This is a genomic window from Streptomyces sp. NBC_01264 (assembly GCF_026340675.1).
In the GTDB taxonomy this organism is placed as follows: domain Bacteria; phylum Actinomycetota; class Actinomycetes; order Streptomycetales; family Streptomycetaceae; genus Streptomyces.
Genome location: NZ_JAPEOX010000001.1, coordinates 366,972 through 384,120, shown reverse-complemented (window position 1 = coordinate 384,120; position 17,149 = coordinate 366,972). Strand labels below are relative to the sequence as shown.

Here is a 17,149-nt window from a genome sequence, read left to right as displayed (position 1 = left end):
GCTCTGCTCCTCCTTCAGCCCGCGAACCAGCGCACGGGGCGCGGGGCGAGGTTCTGGTACACGTGCTTGGTCTCGCGGTACTCGGCCAGGCCCGACGGGCCCAGTTCGCGCCCGATGCCGGACTTGCCGAAGCCGCCCCACTCCGCCTGCGGGAGGTAGGGGTGGAAGTCGTTGATCCAGACGGTGCCGTGGCGCAGCCGGCCGGCCACGCGGCGGCCGCGGCCCGGGTCGGAGGTCCACACCGCGCCGGCGAGGCCGTATTCGGTGTCGTTGGCGAGCGCGACGGCCTCGGCCTCGGTACGGAAGGTCTCGACGGTCAGGACCGGCCCGAAGACCTCCTCCCGTACGACGCGCATCCCGCGGTGGCAGCGGTCCAGGACCGTCGGCCGGTAGAAGTAGCCGGGCCCGTCGGGGCGTTCGCCGCCGGAGCGGAGTACGGCTCCCTCGGCGAGGGCGGAGGCCACGTACTCCTCGGTGCGTTCGCGCTGGGCAGCGGACACCAACGGCCCGCATTCCACGCCCGGGTCGGTGCCACGGCCGAGGCGGATCCGGTCGGCCCGGCGGGCGAGTTCGGCGACGAAGCGCTCGGCGACGCTCTCCTCGACGATGAGCCGAGAGCCGGCGGAGCAGACCTGGCCGCTGTGCATGAAGGCGGCGTTGAGGGCCTGGTCGACGGCGGTGTCGAAGCCTTCCTCGGTGGCGCAGGCGTCGGCGAAGACGACGTTGGGGTTCTTGCCGCCGAGTTCGAGTGCGACCTTCTTGACGGAGTCCGCGGCCGCGCGCATCACCTTCGTACCGCTGGTGAGACCGCCGGTGAAGGAGACGAGGTCGACGTCGGGGTGGGCGGCGAGGCGCGCGCCCACGGAGTCGCCGGGGCCGGTGACCAGGTTCGCGACGCCGGCCGGGAGACCGGCCTCCGCCAGCAGGCCGATGAGGGCGACCGTGGACAGCGGGGTGATCTCGCTGGGCTTGAGCACGAAGGTGTTGCCCGCGGCGAGGGCGGGAGCGATCTTCCAGGAGGCCTGGAGCAGGGGGTAGTTCCACGGAGTGATCAGGGCGCAGACCCCGACGGGCTCGTGGACGACGACGCTGTGGACGTCGGGGGTGCCGGCGTCGATCACGCGGCCCGCGCTCTCCCCGGCGACGAGGTCGGCGAAGTAGCGGAAGGCGTCGGCGACGCAGTCCACGTCCACGCGGCCCTCTTCCAGGGTCTTGCCCGCGTCGCGGCTCTCCAGCAGGCCGATGCGTTCGCGGTCGCGGTGGAGCAGGTCGGCGGTGCGGCGCAGCAGTGCGGCTCGCTCCAGGACGGGGGTCCGGGGCCACTCCCCGCCGTCGAAGGCCGCGCGGGCGGCGTCGACGGCCGCGTCGGTGTCCACGATGCCGCCCTCGGCGACGAGGGCGAAGACCGTGGCGTCCGCCGGGTCGAGGAGCTCTCGGGTGGCTCCTGATACCGCGGAACGCCAGGTCCCCGCGATGTGGATGGTCGTCTGCTCGGACACGACTCGGTGTACCTCCGATTTCGGCACCGCGGCTCACCCGCAGTGGTGTTGCTCGTTCCCGGGTGCCCCGGTCCGTGGAAGCTATGTCCCATCCGTCACTGGAAGTGACGGGAGTCACGCCCCGTCACTCCGGGGAGGTGCGGGATGAATCCGGACATAGGGGATGTCCTCGGAGGGTGGGAGGTCGCGTACGGCCGCGACCGGGGAACGCGGGTGGCGCGCAGACTGCGCCCTGGTCAGGACGCGGTGGGCCGGGTCGGCGAGGTGGCCCGCCGGGGCGGAGACCGGGGCCGTATTCGAGGAGGCGTAGGTCCCGGGGGAGTCTTGGTGCCGGCCGAGGGCATCCTCGAGGCCGGTCACCGTGCCCGCAACATCGCGCCCCCTCGAGAGTGACGGGGACCACAACGGCGGATCGTCGGAGCTGTCGCCGACGGCTTCGAACCCGAACGGGGCACGGGTATGGACGACCACACAGCCTGCCCCGGCGGCGGCCCGCCGGCGCGGCGCACGGATCAGCGGCTGCCAGCGGGCCCGCACGAGGTCCGTGATCCGTGCGCCGAGCCGCTGTGGGCCTGTCCGACAGCCGGTCGCGGCTGCCCGTGTCCATGTGCCGGGCCCTGACGGCTTGATCTGGGCACCCGGGTGTCCTTGATCGCTCTTCCGAGCGATCTCGGCGGCCGGCCACGGGCCGGTCGAGGAGTGGTGGGGGCGAAGGGAGGGAGTCCTGGGCGGCGAGCCTGTCCCCGCAATCCGTCCTGGCCCTTTGTCCATCCCGGAGGCACCCTGTGAACGATCGTCCGGCTGTTCAGACCGAGCGCACCACGGCGTACCGATACCCCGAGCGCGTCACCTACGACCGTGCGGATGCCTACGCGATCCTCGATGAAGCCCTCCATGTCCACGTGGGCTTCGCCACTGAGGAGGGCCCCTTCGTCATCCCTTCCTTGCACGCGCGGGAGGGGGACCGGTTGATCCTGCACGGCTCGGCCCACGGACGGTTCGTGAAGACCGTGTCCTCGGGAGCGCCGGTCTGTGTGACCGCGACCATCATCGACGGTCTGATCCTGGGGCGGGCCGCCTCCCATCACTCGGCCGCGTACCGCTCGGTCATGGTGTTCGGGACGGCCACTCCTGTCGAGGACGCCGCTGAACGCGCCGAGGCGCTCGCCCGTGTCGTCGAGAACGTCGTTCCGGGCCGGCTGAGCGGGGCCAACGCGGCCCGGCGTCCCTCTGTCGAGGAGGCCGAGTACACGGCCATCATGACGATGCCCATCAGCGAGTTCTCCATCAAGGTCCGCGCGGGCTTCGCCCGCGACGAGCCCAAGGACGACGAGGTCGCGGCCTGGGCAGGGACCATCCCCCTGACCACCACGCCCGGTGCCGCCGTTCCCGACGCCATCACCGGGACCCGCTTCTCGGCCCCCGCCTACGACCCCACCATTCACCGCTTCCGTCAGGACTGACCTCGGGCACCGAGCGTCTGCACGCACTCCCGCGGAGGCCCTTCGCGTGCCCCCGTAGCCGCTCCGCGCCGTGTCCGGGCCTCGGCTACGGGTGATGGTCCTCGTGGTCCCCGCACCCGCCCGCGACCGCTTTTTGTAATAGACCAATAGGCACTCTGACTATTACCGTATGCTGCCTTCGGCGCCACGTCCCCTGTCCGTACGGACATGGCCCGCAGGCGTCCGGAGGAGAGGTGTGTAGTGATCGAGCGGTACACGCGCCCCGAGATGGCGGCGCTGTGGAGCGAGGAGACGAAGTACGCGGCCTGGGCGCGCGTCGAGGTGCTGGCCAGTACCGCGCAGGCGTCCCTCGGAGTCGTACCCGGGGCGGCCCTGGCCGACATCCGGCGGGCCCCGCTGCCGGCCGTCGCGCGGATCCGGGAGCTGGAGGCCGAGCGGGACCACGAGATCCTCGCCTTCCTCGCCGCCTGGACCGAGACCATGCCGGCCGACTCGGCGCGCTGGGTCCACCACGGCATGACCAGCTACGACCTCGTCGACACCGCCCAGGGCCTGCTGCTGGCCCACTCCGTCGACCTCGTGCTGGACGCGGCCCACAAGCTGACCGGGCTGCTGATCGACCGGGCCCTGGAGCACTGGGACACGGTCTGCGTGGCCCGCACCCACGGGGTCCACGCCGAGCCGACCACCTTCGGCCACAAGCTCGCCGTCCACGCCCACGCACTGCACCGCTGCACGGGCCGGCTCACCGCCGCCCGCCGGGCCGTCGCCGTGGGCACCCTCTCCGGAGCCGTCGGCACCTACTCCCACATCTCCCCGCAGGTGGAGCAGTACGTCTGCGGCGAGCTGGGCCTGGGCGTAGAGCCCGTCCCCACCCAGGTCGTCGCGCGCGACCGCCACGCCGAGCTGCTCGGCGCGCTCGCGATCCTCGGCGCGGTGGTGGAGCAGTTCGTCCTGGAGATGCGCCTCCTGCAGCGCACCGAGGTCGGCGAGGTCGAGGAACCCCGCAGCGGCGCCTACCAGGGCTCCAGCGCCATGCCCCACAAACGGAACCCGACCACCAGCGAACGGCTGTGCGGCCTGGCCCGTGTCCTGCGCGCGAACGCCGGAGCGGCGTACGAGAACATCGCGCTGTGGCACGAGCGCGACCTCGCGCACTCCTCCGTCGAACGCGTCGTCCTCCCCGACAGCCTCGCCGTCGCCCACTACCAGCTCGTCTCCGCCGCCGAGCTCCTCGCCGGCCTCACGGTCCATCCCGAGCGAATGGCCCGCAACCTCGGCGCCACGCGAGGGCTCGTCCACTCCTCCGAGGTCTTCCTCGGCCTCACCGCCGACGGCACCGACCGCGAGAGCGCCTACCGCCTCGTACAGGCCGCCGCCGAGGATGCGCACGCGACGGGTTCCACCCTGGCGGAGGCGCTCGCGGCCCGCGGAATGCACGCCCCCGACGCGTGGTTCGAACCCCGTCGGTTCCTGGGCAACCGCGACCACTTGAAGTCCCGACTCGACAACCTCAAGAAGGAGCACCAGCAGCATGTGGACATGTGAACAGGTCATCGGAGCCGGCCTCGACGTCGCCGAGGTCGCGGCCCTCTACCGGGCCTCCACCCTCGCCGAGCGCCGCCCGGTCGAGGACACCGGACGCTTCACGAGCATGCTGGCCGGCGCCAACCTGGTCGTCACCGCCCGGGACTGCGACGGCCGGCTGATCGGCATCGCCCGCTCCCTCACCGACGGCGCCTACTCCACCTACCTCAGCGACCTCGCCGTCGATGCCGCCTGGCAGGGCAAGGGCGTCGGCCGCGACCTCGTCCGCGCCACCCGTGAGGCCGCACCGCGGGCCAAGCTCATCCTGCTCTCGGCCCCCGCCGCCGTCGACTACTACCCGCACATCGGCTTCGAGCGCCACAACTCGGCCTGGACCATGGCCGCACCCACAGGCTGACCGAACCACCACCACCGGGAGGCCGTCCGGCCGGGTCTTGTGTCCGCGGATGCGGGCCCTTGGTCCGCTGGCGGGTGTCGTGGGGCGGGTTTAGGCTGTGGTCATGCCTCTACACGCCCGCCTCGCTCCCGGCTGCCGCCCTCGTGGCTGCAGGGCGCCCGCGCGGCATGTGCACGGCCGCCGGGTGCGGTACGTGATCGGCTCCGAGCGCGGCCAGGTCAACGGCATGCGATGGCTGTGCGCTACGCGCACCGTGCAGGGCGCCTGAGGGAATCCTCCCTCCCGCCGTCTCCTTCCACCCCTCACCCGAGCACCAGCCGGACACGCGTCCGCGTCCGGCCCGCTCACTGCTGCCCCTGCCCCGCGGCCGTCCCGCACGCTCCGCGGTCATCCCGTACGTGGCCGATAGCTGATTGCCAATGGCCGATGGCCGCGGCCCGGCCCGCGCCGGCCCGCAGACAGCGCTGTGAGGGAAAACGGTGCGCTACGACGCCCGATCCGTAGCTGACCCTCCCTCGCGACCAGCCCGCTCGGCGATCGCACTGATCCGAAGGTTCCGGGATCACACCCATGCCGCCTTCCCCCACACAGCCAACCCTCACCACGACCACCGACGCCGCCGAAGCGCTCGCGCCGGAGGCAAGCGGAGGGAGGCTGCCCCTCGCGCCGCTGCTGGCACTGTCCATGGCCGCGTTCATCACGCTGCTGACCGAGGCGCTGCCCGCGGGCGTCCTGCCGGAAATGGCCCGCGACCTGTCGGTCGGCGAACCCGCGATGGGCCAGGCCGTCACGGTCTACGCCATCGCCACCGGCCTCGCGGCCATCCCCCTGGCCAAGGCGACGGCGGCCTGGCGGCGCAAGAGGCTGCTCCTGTCGGTGGGAGTCTTCGCCGTTGCCAACACGGTCACGGCGATCTCCTCCAACTACCCCCTCACCTTGGCGTTCAGAGTCCTCGCCGGCATCGCGGCCGCCGCGGTCTGGGCCGAACTGGTCGGCTACGCACGCCGCCTGGCGCCACCCCACCTCCAGGGCCGGGCGATCGCCATCACCCTGGCGGGCATCCCGCTCGCACTCTCCCTCGGCATCCCCCTGGGCACCCTCCTCGGAGGCCTGATCGGCTGGCGGCCGACGTTCGCCCTGGTGACCCTGGTCGCCCTCCTCCTGCTGGGGTGGACCGGCGTGGTAGTCCCCGACGCCCCGGGGCAGCGCCCCGGAAGCAGCCAACCCGTCTGGAAGGCCCTGCGCCTTCCGGGCGTGGCGGCCGTCCTGCTGGTGACCGCCGCCTACGTGCTGGCCCACACCATCCTCTACACCTCCATCGCCGCCTTCCTCGACGTCCGCGGTCTGAGCGACTCCCGCGAGAGCGTGCTGCTGGTCTTCGGACTCGCCTCCATGGCCGCCGTCTTGGTCACCGGCGCTCTGGTCGACCGCCGACTGCGGGTCCTGACCGTCACCGCCATGGCGCTGTTCATCGCCGCGTCCGTCGTGCTGATCACCTCGACTGGGAGCCTCTTCGCGGTCTACGCGGCGATGGTGCTGTGGGGTCTGGGCTGGGGAGGGGTCGCCACCCTGCTCCAGACCGCGGTCACCGATGCCGGCGGAGGGCGAGGACAAGCCCTGTTCGTCACCGTATGCAATTCGTCCCTTGCCGGAGGCGGCGCGATCGGCGGCGTCCTGCTGGGCAACTTCTGCCCCGCGTCCTTCCCGTGGACCACCCTGGCCCTCCTGGCCTTGGCGCTGGCGGTCGTGATAGCCGCACGCGCACACGCCTTCCCCACCGGACGGACAGCGGGCCCGTCTCCGCTGACCGGCGGATGAGGCCCGGACACCGCACCGGTCCCGCCCGCACGTCGGATCCCGAGGGAGAAATCCCCCGGTGCGGCGCCCCGCCCCGGCTGTTCACGCGGCTGCGTGCGGCCGATCGGTAGCCTCGCGCCGATCAACACCATTCACTTGATAACGGTGCAGATTATGACTTCTAGGCATGTGCCCGGAGTCAGCTGATCTGCCTCTGACGCGGGCGTCCGGTTCCGAGGGACGCCCGCCCCCACGACGACGAACCAGGAGAACTCCATGAGCACCCACGACACGGCGGCGCCCCCGGCCCCCGACCTTCCGGTGGCACGGCGGCGCAGCGCCGAGCTGGAGGGCCTGATCGCCGCCGATCCGGGGCGGTTTCGGGTGCTGACCGGCGACCGGCCGACCGGACGGCTGCACCTGGGGCACTACTTCGGCACCCTCCAGGGCCGGGTCAGACTCCAGAACCTGGGCGTGGACACCTTCGTCATCGTGGCCGACTACCAGGTCCTCACCGACCGGGACATCGCCGAGCACCTCGTCGAGCACGTCGAGGACCTGGTCCTCGACTACCTGGCCGCCGGCATCGACCCCGAACGCTCCACGATCTTCACCCACAGCTCGCTGCCCGCCCTCAACCAGCTCCTGCTGCCCTTCCTCTCCCTCGTCTCGGTCGCCGAACTGCGCCGCAACCCCACCGTCAAGGACGAGATCGCCCACTCCCGGCAGGCCTCGGTCAGCGGGCTGATGTTCACCTACCCCGTGCACCAGGCAGCCGACATCCTCTTCTGCAAGGCGAACCTGGTCCCGGTCGGCCAGGACCAGCTCCCGCACCTGGAAGTCACCCGCACCATCGCCCGCCGCTTCAACGACCGCTACGGCCAAGGCGCCGCGGTCTTCCCCGAACCCGACGCCCTGCTCTCCGCCGCACCGCTGCTCCTCGGCACCGACGGCACCAAGATGAGCAAGTCCCGCGGGAACGCCATCACCTTGTCCGCGACCGCCGACGAGACCGCCCGCCTGATCAAGGGCGCCAAGACCGACGCCACCCGCCGCATCACCTACGACCCGGCCACCCGCCCCGAGGTCTCCAGCCTCGTCCTGCTCGCCGCCCTGTGCCAGGAACGCGATCCCGTCGCTGTGGCGCAGGAGATCGGCGACGGCGGCGCGGCCCAGCTGAAGAAGGCCGTGACCGAGGCCGTCAACGAACGCCTTGCACCCATGCGGGCCCGCCGCGCGGAACTCGCGGCCGACAGCGGCTACGTACGCGAGATCCTGCGCGCCGGCAACGAGCGGGCGGCCGCGGTCGCCGAGACCACCCTCACCGAGGTCCGGGCCACCATGGGCATGGCGTACTGATGCCCGGCTTCCCCGCGTGGTTGCGGCACGCCGCCGAGATCCGGGCCGTCCCCGTCGACCGCGCCCTCGTCGCCCGCGGCGCCGTGGGCATGCTGGTGCCGCTCGCCGTCGGGCAGCTGGCCGGGCGGCCCGACCTGGGAGCCGCGGCCGGCCTCGGCGCGTACGGCGCTGCCGTCGACGACACCGCCGCGCCCTGGCGCACCCGCGCCCTCACCCTGCTCCTCCCGCAATTCGGCGGCGCGATCGGACTCGCCCTGGGCCGGCTCACCGGCGGCCAGGCCTGGGCACAGATCCTGCTGGTCGCCGCCGTCGCCCTGGTCTCCGGGCTGCTGTCGACCATCGGCCGGATCAGCGACATGGCCGCCCTGGTCCTGCTGCTCGCCACCACCATGGGCCTCGGACTGCCCACCGCCCAACCCTGGTGGCACGTCCCCCTGCTGTTCCTCCTCGGCGGCGTCCCCCTGATGCTGCTGTCCCTGACCGATGCACTGCGCCACCCCGGACGGGCCGAACGACAGGCCGTCGCAGGGGCCCTGCGCGCCGTTGCCGACCTCCTCGACGCCGACGAGAACACCTGGACCGAGCGCCGCCACCGGGTGACCGGAGCCATGGACGCCGCCTACGACACCGTCGTCATCCGCAGGCTTTCCCCACCCCGCCCGAGCAGCACCGCCGCCCAACTGGCCGCCCACCTCGACCGGCTGATCGAAGTGATCGCCTCGGCCCCCGCCGTCCGCACCGCCCCGGCCCGCGAGTCCGCCGCGGAGTACTCCGACGCGGTACGCCGCGTGGCCGACGCCGTCGAGACCCGGACCCCCGGGCCGATCGCCCTGCCACCCGCCCCGCAGGACCGGGCCGGCCGCGCACTGCGCGCCGCCGTCGCCGCACTCGCCACCCCCGGCGAAGAGCCCGCGGCCGGCCGGCCCCGCCTGCTCCCGGCGCGTCCCACGCCCCCGCGCCGTCTCTCCCGAGCCGTCGCCGGCCGATCGCGCGACCCGGCGGCCCGCCGCTACGCCCTGCGCCTCGCCCTGTGCCTGACGGTCGCCCAGGCGGTCGCCTCCTTCAGCGGCCTGCCGCGCTCCGGCTGGCTGGTACTCACCGTCGCCCTCGTCGTACGGCCCGGCCTCGGCACCGTGCCCGACCGGCTGGTGACCCGCGCCATCGGCACCACGGCCGGGGTCCTGATCGGACTCGCCGCCGTCACGGTCCTGCCCACCGGCTGGTGGCGCATCGCCGCCGTGGTCGTCCTGACCGCCCTGCTCCAGGCCTACGCCCTCCGCAACTACGCCCTGCAGACCCTCTTCCTGACCCCGGTCATGCTGCTGCTCGCCGACCCCTTGGGCCTGGCGGGCTCAGCGGTACCCGCAGCCCGCCTGCTCGACACCCTGGCCGGCTGCGGCATCGCCCTCGTCTGCGGCTACCTGATCTGGCCGGAAGACATCCGGGCCAGAGTCCCCGACCGACTGGCCCGCGCCTACGAGGCCATTGCCGAGTACGCCGACCACGCCCTCACCGCCTCCGGCGACGCCGGGGCCCTGCACACCCTGCGCCGTCGCATCCACGGCGACCTGGCCGCCGTACACACCGAGCTGACGCGCCTGCGCACCGATCCGCGCCACCACGACGCACTGGAAACCTGGCGGATCGACCTCGCCCACGCCGAACGGGTCATGGCCGGCCTCACCACCACATCGATCACCGGCCACAGCGAAACTCCGGGCGGACCGTCCCAGGACGGAGCGGTCAACCTAGGCGCCCACCTGCGCCGACGGGCCGCGCACCTGCGTGAGCACCGGCCCGGCAGGACAGGCGGCTGAAGACCCGCCCAAGGACACCACCGCCGCGCGGCGCCGTCAGGGGGGATGGACGGCCGCGCGGGCTACTGGGGCCGGCGCCGCGGTGCCGCACCGGCCGTTACTCCCGGGGGAGTAATCAGCCCGCCCGGGCCACCCCCGGCAGTACCCGCGAACTCGGTCTCAGGCGCGACGATCCGGCCTTCGCCTGCCAGGAGTCTTGGAACGACACCAGGACATCCGGACCGGAGGGAGGCCCGAACATGGGGGCCGGACTTACACAGGGACGGCGACGAGCACTGCCATGGCTGGTGCTCGCGCTGTGGGTCGCCGTGCTCGCGGTCGCCGCGCCGTTCGCCGGGAAACTCGCCGACGTCACGCGCGACGGCGTCACCGACTACCTGCCCGCGAACGCCGACTCCACCCAGGTGGCCAAGCTCCAGGAGCGGCTGCCCGGCGGCGAGAGCACCCAACTCGTCCTCGTCTACCAGCGCGACGGGGCTCTCACCCCCGCCGACCGCGCGACCGCCGAGCGGCAGATCGGGCAGATCGCCGACGAACACGAGCTGACCGACACCCCGCAGGGCGTGCCCTCCCAGGACGGCACGACGCTCATGTACCCGCTCAGCAGCAACGAACCCGGTGACGACGACGAACGGCGCAACGCGTTCGTCGACGACATCCGCGAGACCGCCCGCTCCGCCAACGGCCTCACCGTCGAGGTCGGAGGCCCCGGCGCGGTCACCCGCGACTCCAAGAAGGTGTACGACTCCCTCGCCGGCCCCCTGCTGTATACCACCGTCGCCGTCGTCGCCCTCCTGCTGATCCTCATCTACCGCAGCCCCGTGCTCTGGCTGATCCCGCTGATCGCCGCCGGCATCTCCGACTACCTGGCCATGGGCGTCGCCTACGGCCTCAACCAGGCCTTCGGGACCTCCATCTCGGGCGCGGGCACCAGCATCATGACCATCCTGGCCTTCGGCGCCGGCACCGACTACGCCCTGCTCATCGTCTCCCGCTACCGTGAGGAACTGCGCCGCATCGAGCGTCCGTACGAGGCCATGAAGGCCGCCCTGCGCGGCTGCGGGCCCGCCGTGATCGCCTCCTCCGGCACCGTCGCCGTCGGCCTGCTGTGTCTGCTCGCGGCAGACCTCAACTCCAACCGCGCCATGGGCCCCCTCGGCACCGTCGGCGTGCTGTGCGCGCTGATCGCCATGCTCAGCCTGCTGCCCGCCATCCTGGTCCTGCTCGGCCGCCGCGTGTTCTGGCCGCTCATTCCGGCCTTCGGCAGCGCCCCCAAGGAGCGCCGCTCGCTGTTCTCCGCGATGGGCAGCTCCGCCGGACGCCGCCCGGTAACCGTCCTCGTCACCGGCGCCCTCGCGCTGGGGGCGCTCTCCCTCGGCGCCCTGAACCTGCCCGGCGACCTCAAACTGGAGGACGCCTTCGTCGACCGGCCGGAGTCCGTCTCCGCCATGCTGCCCCTGGCCGACGCCTACCCGGACAGCTCCAGCCAGCCCATCACCGTCATGACTCCGGCCGGCCGCGCCGAAGCCACCGTCGAGGCGGCCACCTCCACCGAGGGCGTCGCCTCCGCCCGTATCGGCCGGACGGGAGAGGGCTGGACCGAGGTGTCCGTGACCGCCTCCGCACTGCCCCAGACGGACGCCGAGACCCGCACGATCGAGAGCCTGCGCGACAAGCTGGACGGCTCGCTCGTCGGCGGACCCAGCGCCCAGCAGATCGACCTGGAGAAGACCAACGCCCGCGACCAGAAGGTCGTCGTACCGATCGTCCTCCTCGCCGTCCTGCTCATCCTGATCGCACTGCTGCGCTCCCTGACCGCCCCGCTGATGCTGGTCGCCGCCGTGGTCGCGGTCTGGGGGGCCTCCCTCGGCATCGGCGGGCTCGTGTTCGAGCCGCTGTTCGGCTTCCAGGGCACCGACCCGGCCCTCGGCCTCCTGTCCTTCGTGTTCCTGGTGGCCCTAGGCGTCGACTACGGCATCTTCCTGATGCACCGCATGCGGGAGGAATCCCTGGGCGGCGCCGAACCCGCCGAGGCCGCGCTCACCGCCCTGCGCACCACCGGCGGCGTCATCGCCTCTGCGGGCCTCGTCCTCGCCGCGACCTTCGCGGTGCTGATGAACATGGGCCTCGTCTCGCTGGTCCAGCTCGGCTTCGTCATCGCGATCGGTGTGCTCCTGGACACCTTCCTCGTCCGCACCTACCTCGTCACCAGCGCCAGCGTCGCCCTCGGCCGGAAGGTGTGGTGGCCCGGCCGCATGTCGAAGGCACCCGAGCCCGAAGCCCCGCTCCGGGAGCCGGAGCGCGTCTGACACCTTCCCCACCCGTGTGATGCCCATGGGCGCCCCTCCTTGCGGGAGGGGCGCCCATGTGACGGAGGATGAGCCCGTGCCCGAACCAGAACGCAGACCCCAACTCGGCGAGCGGATCATGGCGGTGATCAACCGCGACCCGCGCACCGCCCCGCACGCCATCCGCAAGGACGTCCTGCTCGCGCTCGCCGTCACGGCCCTAGCAGTGGTCCTCGCCCTCGTCACCGACCCGGCCCGGCGACCGGACGCGCTGGGCTGGCTCCTGCTGCTCGCGGCACAGCTGCCGGTCCTGTGCCGGCGGCGCCACCCGCTGCCCGCGCTGGCCGCCGAGGCCGTCCTGCTCCTGCCGTACCACGCCCTCGACCACAACCACACCGCCCCGCTCCCGGTCTCGGTCGTCGTGTTGTACAGCCTCGCCGTCACCTGCCGGCCCCTGTACACCCTGCTCACCACCAGCACGGCCATGGCCCTGGCCCTCAGCGTCATGATGTTCGTCAACAGGAAACAGGCCGCCGAGGCGCTGCGGATCTCCGGCTGGGTGCTCGCCGTGGTCTTCATCGGCATCGCCCTGCGCGTCTACCGGCAGTACGTCGCCGCGGTCGTCGAGCGCGCCGAACGCGCCGAACGCACACGTGAGCAGGAAGTACGCCGCCGGGTCGCCGAGGAACGGCTGCGCATCGCCCGGGACCTGCACGACCTGCTCGCGCACAGCATCACCCTGATCGGTGTGCAGACCTCCATCGCCGCGCACGTCCTGAACGCGGACCCCGAGCGCCTGGACCGCCAGGCCGTCGCCAAGTCCCTCGACGACATAGCCGACACCTGCCGCGCCGCCCGCGGCGAACTGCGCACCACCCTGGAGGTGTTGCGCGAGCACGGCAGCGGCGACGCCCGCGACCCCCTGCCCGACCTGCACGGGCTGGCAGGCCTCGTGGCGGCCGCCCGGGTCTCCGGTGCCGAGGTGGACCTGAAGGTCGCCACCGACGAGGCGCCGCCCGCCGCCGTCGGCGCGGCCGCCTACCGGATCGTGCAGGAGGCCCTCACCAACGCCGTACGGCACGGCGGCCGTCAGGACCTCGGCATCCGGGTGGGCGTGCGCGCCGGAGAAGGCGCCCTGTGGGTCACCGTCACCGACGACGGGACCGGTACGGGTGCGGGCACGCCCGGGTTCGGGCTCGTCGGCATGCGCGAGCGGGCGCGCAGTGTGGGCGGAACGCTGGACGCCGGGCCACTTCCCGGCAAGGGTTTCGAGGTCAGTGCCGTACTGCCGCTGGGAGGCAACCCGTGACCATCCGCGTTCTGCTCGCCGACGACCAGGCGCTCGTACGGGCCGCGTTCGCGATGCTCCTTGATTCGTCCCCGGACATGACGGTCGTCGGCCAGGCCGGCACCGGCCGGGAGGCCGTCGAACTGGCCCGCAAGGAACGCGCCGACCTGGTGGTGATGGACATCCGCATGCCCGACCTCGACGGCATCGAGGCCACCCGGCTGATCGCCGCGGACGAGGATCTGGCCGGGGTGAAGGTGCTCGTGCTCACCACCTACGACACGGACGAGAACATCGTCGAGGCGCTGCGCGCCGGGGCCTCCGGCTTTCTGGTCAAGGACACGCGTCCGGCCGAACTCCTGGAGGCGATCCGCACGGTGGCCGGCGGCGAGGCCCTTCTCTCGCCCGGACCGACCTCCCGGCTCATCGCCCGCTTCCTGCGCAGCCCCAGGACGGCGCCGCCCGGGACCGGCCCCGAATGCCTCTCCGACCGCGAGCGCGAGGTCCTCACCCTCGTCGCGTGCGGCCTCAACAACACCGAGATCGGCGAGGCCCTCGGCCTCAGCCCACTGACCGCCAAGACCCACGTCAGCCGCATCATGGGCAAGCTGGGGGCACGGGACCGGGCGCAACTGGTCATCGTGGCCTACGAGTCGGGGCTGGTGAGTCCGGGGGTGTGAATCGGCGCGTGAACCGCGGGCCGCTACCCCGCCTGCTTGACGCAGATCCGGTCCCGCGACGGCAACTTGCCGGTGGCCAGGTACCGGTTGACCTGGTCGTCCACGCACGCGTTCCCGTAGCGCCCGAAGAGGGCGTGCCGGTTGGCGCCCTCGAGGGTGACCATCCTGGAGCTCGGCAGTTGCCTGTGCAGCTCGACGCTTCCCTTGTACGTCGTACGCGGGTCACCGGTGGCGGCGACGATCAGTGCGGCGGCATCGCGCCGCACCCGGGTGGGCTCTTCGCGCGGCGAGTCCCAGAAGGCGCACGGGTTGATGTTGTTGGTCAGAGCGCCGAACAGCGGGTGCGCGGTGCGGTTGCGCTCGATGTCCCGCCAGTAGAGCTCGGGATCGCGCGGGGCGGCCACGTCCCCGCAGATGACCGCGGACTGCGCGCCGGTGGGCTCGCCCTCGCCGCGCAGCACGTACCGGAGCTCCGGTACGAGCATCGGCGGCACCCTCGTCGGCCGGCCCTCAGCGGCTTCGGCCAGTACGGAAACCAGCTCGCCGAACGACGCCCGCGCCGGGTCGGTGTCGTCCGCGATGCCCGAGAAGAGGAGGAGCGGCACCTGGCTGTCGTCGATCCGGAAGGCATCGGCGCCTGCGCCGATGGTCAGCGGACCGCGCGCGGCCGCCGCGACGATGCGGTCGACGGCGGCGAGTACCTCGGCGCGGCTGCGGCCGAGGCCGTAGGTGCCGTGGTGCTCCGCGGCCCAGGCGGCCCAGTCGGAGAGCGCCTTCTCGTTCTCGCGCTCGGTGCCCTGCAGCAGCCGGGGGCGGTAGTCGCTCGGGTTGATCGCCCCGTCCAGCACCATCCGGTCGTGGCGGCCGGGAAACATCTGCGTGTAGACCGTGCCCAGGTAGGTGCCGTACGAGTAGCCCAGGAAGGAGATCTTCCGCTCGCCGAGCGCGCCCCGGATGACGTCCATGTCGCGGGCCGTGTTGCGGGTGGTGATGTGGGGGAGCACCGCGGCGTCGGTGGCCCGGCACTTGTCGGCCAGGCTCTTCTGCAGGGCGACCTGGCGGTCGAAGCCCGCCCGGCCGGCGCCGGCGGACAGCCAGGTCATGCCGACGGGCAAACCGCAGTCCAGCGGGGTGCTGCGCCCGATGAAGCGCGGGTCGAATCCGACGACGTCGTAGCGCGCGCCGACCTCCTTCATCGACGCGCGGGCCTGCGGCGGGGACTGGAGAGCGGGACCGCCCGGACCGCCGTTGTTGAGGAGGATCGCGCCGATGCGGTGGCGGGTGTCGGTGGCCTTGAGCCGGGAGACCGCCACGGTGATCGTGCGGCCCCGGGGGTCGGCGTAGTCCAGGGGCACGGTCACGTCCGCGCACTGCACACCTGCCCGGTCCAGATCGCGGCCCGTGGTGTCGTCGGGACCCTTGACGCAACTGCCCCAGCCGAGCTGCTGGCGGTAGTACCGGTCCAGTCCGGCCCCGGAGCTGTCGCGGGCGGGGGTCCCGGCGGCCGTGGCCAGGACGGGGGAGGACGTGAGGCAGGCGGCGAGGGCGAGCCCCACGGTCAAGGCGCGTCGTGCGGCGGGGCTGACAGTGGTCGCGGGGTCTCGTCGAGCATCGTCCGCTTCGTGTGATCGCATGCCCCGAGGCTAGGAACCAGCCCCCGTACGGCACATCGCCCAAGGGCACGAGGACCCCGGTCCCGTGTCCACCCCTGGTCCGGGACCTGCGGCCCGGTCCGGCCTCCTCCTTCGGGAGGAGACGGCCGACGGGGCTGCGCCGAGGACACGCGGTGTTCCGCCGCCGGCAGAACACCGGCAGGACTGGGCTGGACGCTCACTACCGTCCAGTCTCATGACTACGACTACGACTACGACTACGACGATCACGACGCGCACGGTCGAGTACCCGGCCGACGGTTTGACGATGATCGGGCATCTCGCGCTCCCGGCCGGTACGGACCGCCGGCCCGCGGTGCTGCTCGGACCGGAGGGCATGGGGCTCAGCGTCGTCGAGCGCCGCCGGGCCGATGCTCTCGCCGAGCTGGGATACGTGGCGTTCGCCTTCGACCTTCACGGCGGGCGCTATCTGGGCGACCCCGAGGAGATGCTGGCCCGTTGCCTACCGCTGCTCTCCGATCCCGACCGGATGCGGGACATCGGCCATGCGGCGCTCGACGTGCTGCGCACCGAGCCGCGGGCCGACCCCGACCGGGTCGCCGCCATCGGCTACGGCACCGGGGGCGCCGTCGGGCTGGAACTCGGGCGCGACGGCGTCAACCTGCGCGCGATCGGGACGGTCAACGCGACCACCACGGGCCGACCGGGCGAGGCGGCGCGCATCAGCTGCCCGGTGTGGGCCGGCGTCGGGTCGGAAGACCCGATCATGCCGCCCGCGCAACGGGACGCGTTCACCGCCGAGATGCAGGCCGCAGGCGTCGACTGGCGCCTCACGGTCTACGGCGGCGCCTTGCACGCCTTCCACCACCCGCCGGTCGACCACCCCACGGTCCCCGGCGTCGGCTACCACCCCCAGCACGCGCGACGAGCCTGGCGCGACGTCCTCGACCTGCTCGCCGAGTGCCTGCCCCCGACGGAGGATCCGGGGACATGACCCGGGGGCCTGCCCTCCCACCGCCCGCAGGCGGTGGGAGGGCACGCGTGCCGGCCTGTGCTCGGCTCAGCAGGTGATGTACCTCATCGACACCGAGGTGATGGTCAGACCCCAGGGGGCGTAGAGGTTCACCGGCCGTCCGCGTCGGTGTCGTGGACGGTGCCCGTGACCCGGGTGTTGCCGTCGCACCACTGGCCGTTGGCGCCAGGTCAGCACTGACCGCTGGACGGCGGACCGAAATCCTCCGTCCGGCCCCCCGCGCACCACCTGCTGGCGGAACCATTTCGGTAGCCGAAAACCGCTGGTCGGAGACCGTGTCCGCGCCACCACGCCGCCCCCTCGGGGCCGGCCCCGCATTCGGCCACGGGCGTGGTGACCTGTCCCGTGGTCCAGCGCTCGCCGTAGC

13 protein-coding genes are annotated in these 17,149 nt (G+C 72.6%); 11 read left to right on the top strand and 2 right to left on the bottom strand.

Annotated features, from left to right (window positions below; translation table 11 throughout):
- Positions 1-14: 14 nt before the first annotated feature.
- Positions 15-1,499, bottom strand: a complete 1,485-nt coding sequence (locus OG435_RS01760) for an aldehyde dehydrogenase family protein (RefSeq protein WP_266874908.1) — start codon at positions 1,497-1,499, stop codon at positions 15-17.
- A 785-nt stretch (positions 1,500-2,284) separates the two neighbouring features.
- Between OG435_RS01760 and OG435_RS01755 the strand changes: the two genes are divergently transcribed.
- From OG435_RS01755 to OG435_RS01710, 10 genes are all read left to right on the top strand, one after another.
- Positions 2,285-2,962 (top strand): pyridoxamine 5'-phosphate oxidase family protein, encoded by a 678-nt coding sequence (locus OG435_RS01755; protein ID WP_266874907.1) that lies wholly within the window; start codon positions 2,285-2,287, stop codon positions 2,960-2,962.
- 240 nt (positions 2,963-3,202) lie between these two features.
- Complete coding sequence (purB, locus tag OG435_RS01750) at positions 3,203-4,510, top strand: adenylosuccinate lyase (RefSeq protein ID WP_266874906.1); 1,308 nt, start codon at positions 3,203-3,205, stop codon at positions 4,508-4,510.
- Positions 4,497-4,907 (top strand): GNAT family N-acetyltransferase, encoded by a 411-nt coding sequence (locus tag OG435_RS01745; protein ID WP_266874905.1) that lies wholly within the window; start codon positions 4,497-4,499, stop codon positions 4,905-4,907. Before purB ends, OG435_RS01745 begins: the two co-directional genes overlap by 14 nt.
- A gap of 103 nt (positions 4,908-5,010) precedes the next feature.
- Positions 5,011-5,175 (top strand): tryptophan biosynthesis modulator TrpM, encoded by a 165-nt coding sequence (trpM, locus tag OG435_RS01740; RefSeq protein WP_266874904.1) that lies wholly within the window; start codon positions 5,011-5,013, stop codon positions 5,173-5,175.
- Positions 5,176-5,477: 302 nt separating this feature from the next.
- Entirely contained in the window at positions 5,478-6,725 is a 1,248-nt protein-coding gene (locus OG435_RS01735; protein ID WP_266874903.1) for an MFS transporter, read from the top strand.
- Positions 6,726-6,980: 255 nt separating this feature from the next.
- Entirely contained in the window at positions 6,981-8,063 is a 1,083-nt protein-coding gene (trpS, locus tag OG435_RS01730; RefSeq protein WP_266874902.1) for a tryptophan--tRNA ligase, read from the top strand.
- Positions 8,063-9,880 (top strand): FUSC family protein, encoded by a 1,818-nt coding sequence (locus OG435_RS01725; RefSeq protein WP_266874901.1) that lies wholly within the window; start codon positions 8,063-8,065, stop codon positions 9,878-9,880. The genes trpS and OG435_RS01725 overlap by 1 nt, the downstream gene beginning before the upstream one ends.
- Positions 9,881-10,119: 239 nt before the next feature.
- Positions 10,120-12,189, top strand: a complete 2,070-nt coding sequence (locus tag OG435_RS01720; protein ID WP_266874900.1) for an MMPL family transporter — start codon at positions 10,120-10,122, stop codon at positions 12,187-12,189.
- A gap of 19 nt (positions 12,190-12,208) precedes the next feature.
- On the top strand, positions 12,209-13,477 hold the full coding sequence (locus tag OG435_RS01715) for a sensor histidine kinase (protein ID WP_430625739.1): 1,269 nt from the start codon (positions 12,209-12,211) through the stop codon (positions 13,475-13,477).
- Positions 13,474-14,136, top strand: coding sequence for a response regulator transcription factor (locus OG435_RS01710; RefSeq protein WP_266874899.1), 663 nt, complete (start codon positions 13,474-13,476; stop codon positions 14,134-14,136). The genes OG435_RS01715 and OG435_RS01710 overlap by 4 nt, the downstream gene beginning before the upstream one ends.
- A gap of 23 nt (positions 14,137-14,159) precedes the next feature.
- On the opposite strand, the gene OG435_RS01705 is transcribed toward OG435_RS01710, so the two are convergent.
- Positions 14,160-15,770, bottom strand: coding sequence for an alpha/beta hydrolase (locus tag OG435_RS01705; RefSeq protein WP_266874898.1), 1,611 nt, complete (start codon positions 15,768-15,770; stop codon positions 14,160-14,162).
- Positions 15,771-15,984: 214 nt separating this feature from the next.
- Here OG435_RS01705 and OG435_RS01700 point away from each other — a divergent pair, with 214 nt between their 5' ends.
- The gene (locus tag OG435_RS01700; protein WP_266874897.1) at positions 15,985-16,743 is read left to right on the top strand and encodes a dienelactone hydrolase family protein; all 759 of its coding nucleotides are present in this window, start codon (positions 15,985-15,987) and stop codon (positions 16,741-16,743) included.
- Positions 16,744-17,149: the final 406 nt, after the last annotated feature.

Bases quoted from the DNA above. Each gene is read 5' to 3' on its own strand.
- OG435_RS01705 (WP_266874898.1), bottom strand. From the start codon at position 15,770: ATGCGATCACACGAAGCGGACGATGCTCGACGAGACCCCGCGACCACT.
- trpS (WP_266874902.1), top strand. From the start codon at position 6,981: ATGAGCACCCACGACACGGCGGCGCCCCCGGCCCCCGACCTTCCGGTG.
- OG435_RS01720 (WP_266874900.1), top strand. From the start codon at position 10,120: ATGGGGGCCGGACTTACACAGGGACGGCGACGAGCACTGCCATGGCTG.
- OG435_RS01700 (WP_266874897.1), top strand. From the start codon at position 15,985: ATGACTACGACTACGACTACGACTACGACGATCACGACGCGCACGGTC.
- trpM (WP_266874904.1), top strand. From the start codon at position 5,011: ATGCCTCTACACGCCCGCCTCGCTCCCGGCTGCCGCCCTCGTGGCTGC.
- OG435_RS01725 (WP_266874901.1), top strand. From the start codon at position 8,063: ATGCCCGGCTTCCCCGCGTGGTTGCGGCACGCCGCCGAGATCCGGGCC.
- OG435_RS01715 (WP_430625739.1), top strand. From the start codon at position 12,209: ATGCCCATGGGCGCCCCTCCTTGCGGGAGGGGCGCCCATGTGACGGAG.
- OG435_RS01745 (WP_266874905.1), top strand. From the start codon at position 4,497: ATGTGGACATGTGAACAGGTCATCGGAGCCGGCCTCGACGTCGCCGAG.
- OG435_RS01735 (WP_266874903.1), top strand. From the start codon at position 5,478: ATGCCGCCTTCCCCCACACAGCCAACCCTCACCACGACCACCGACGCC.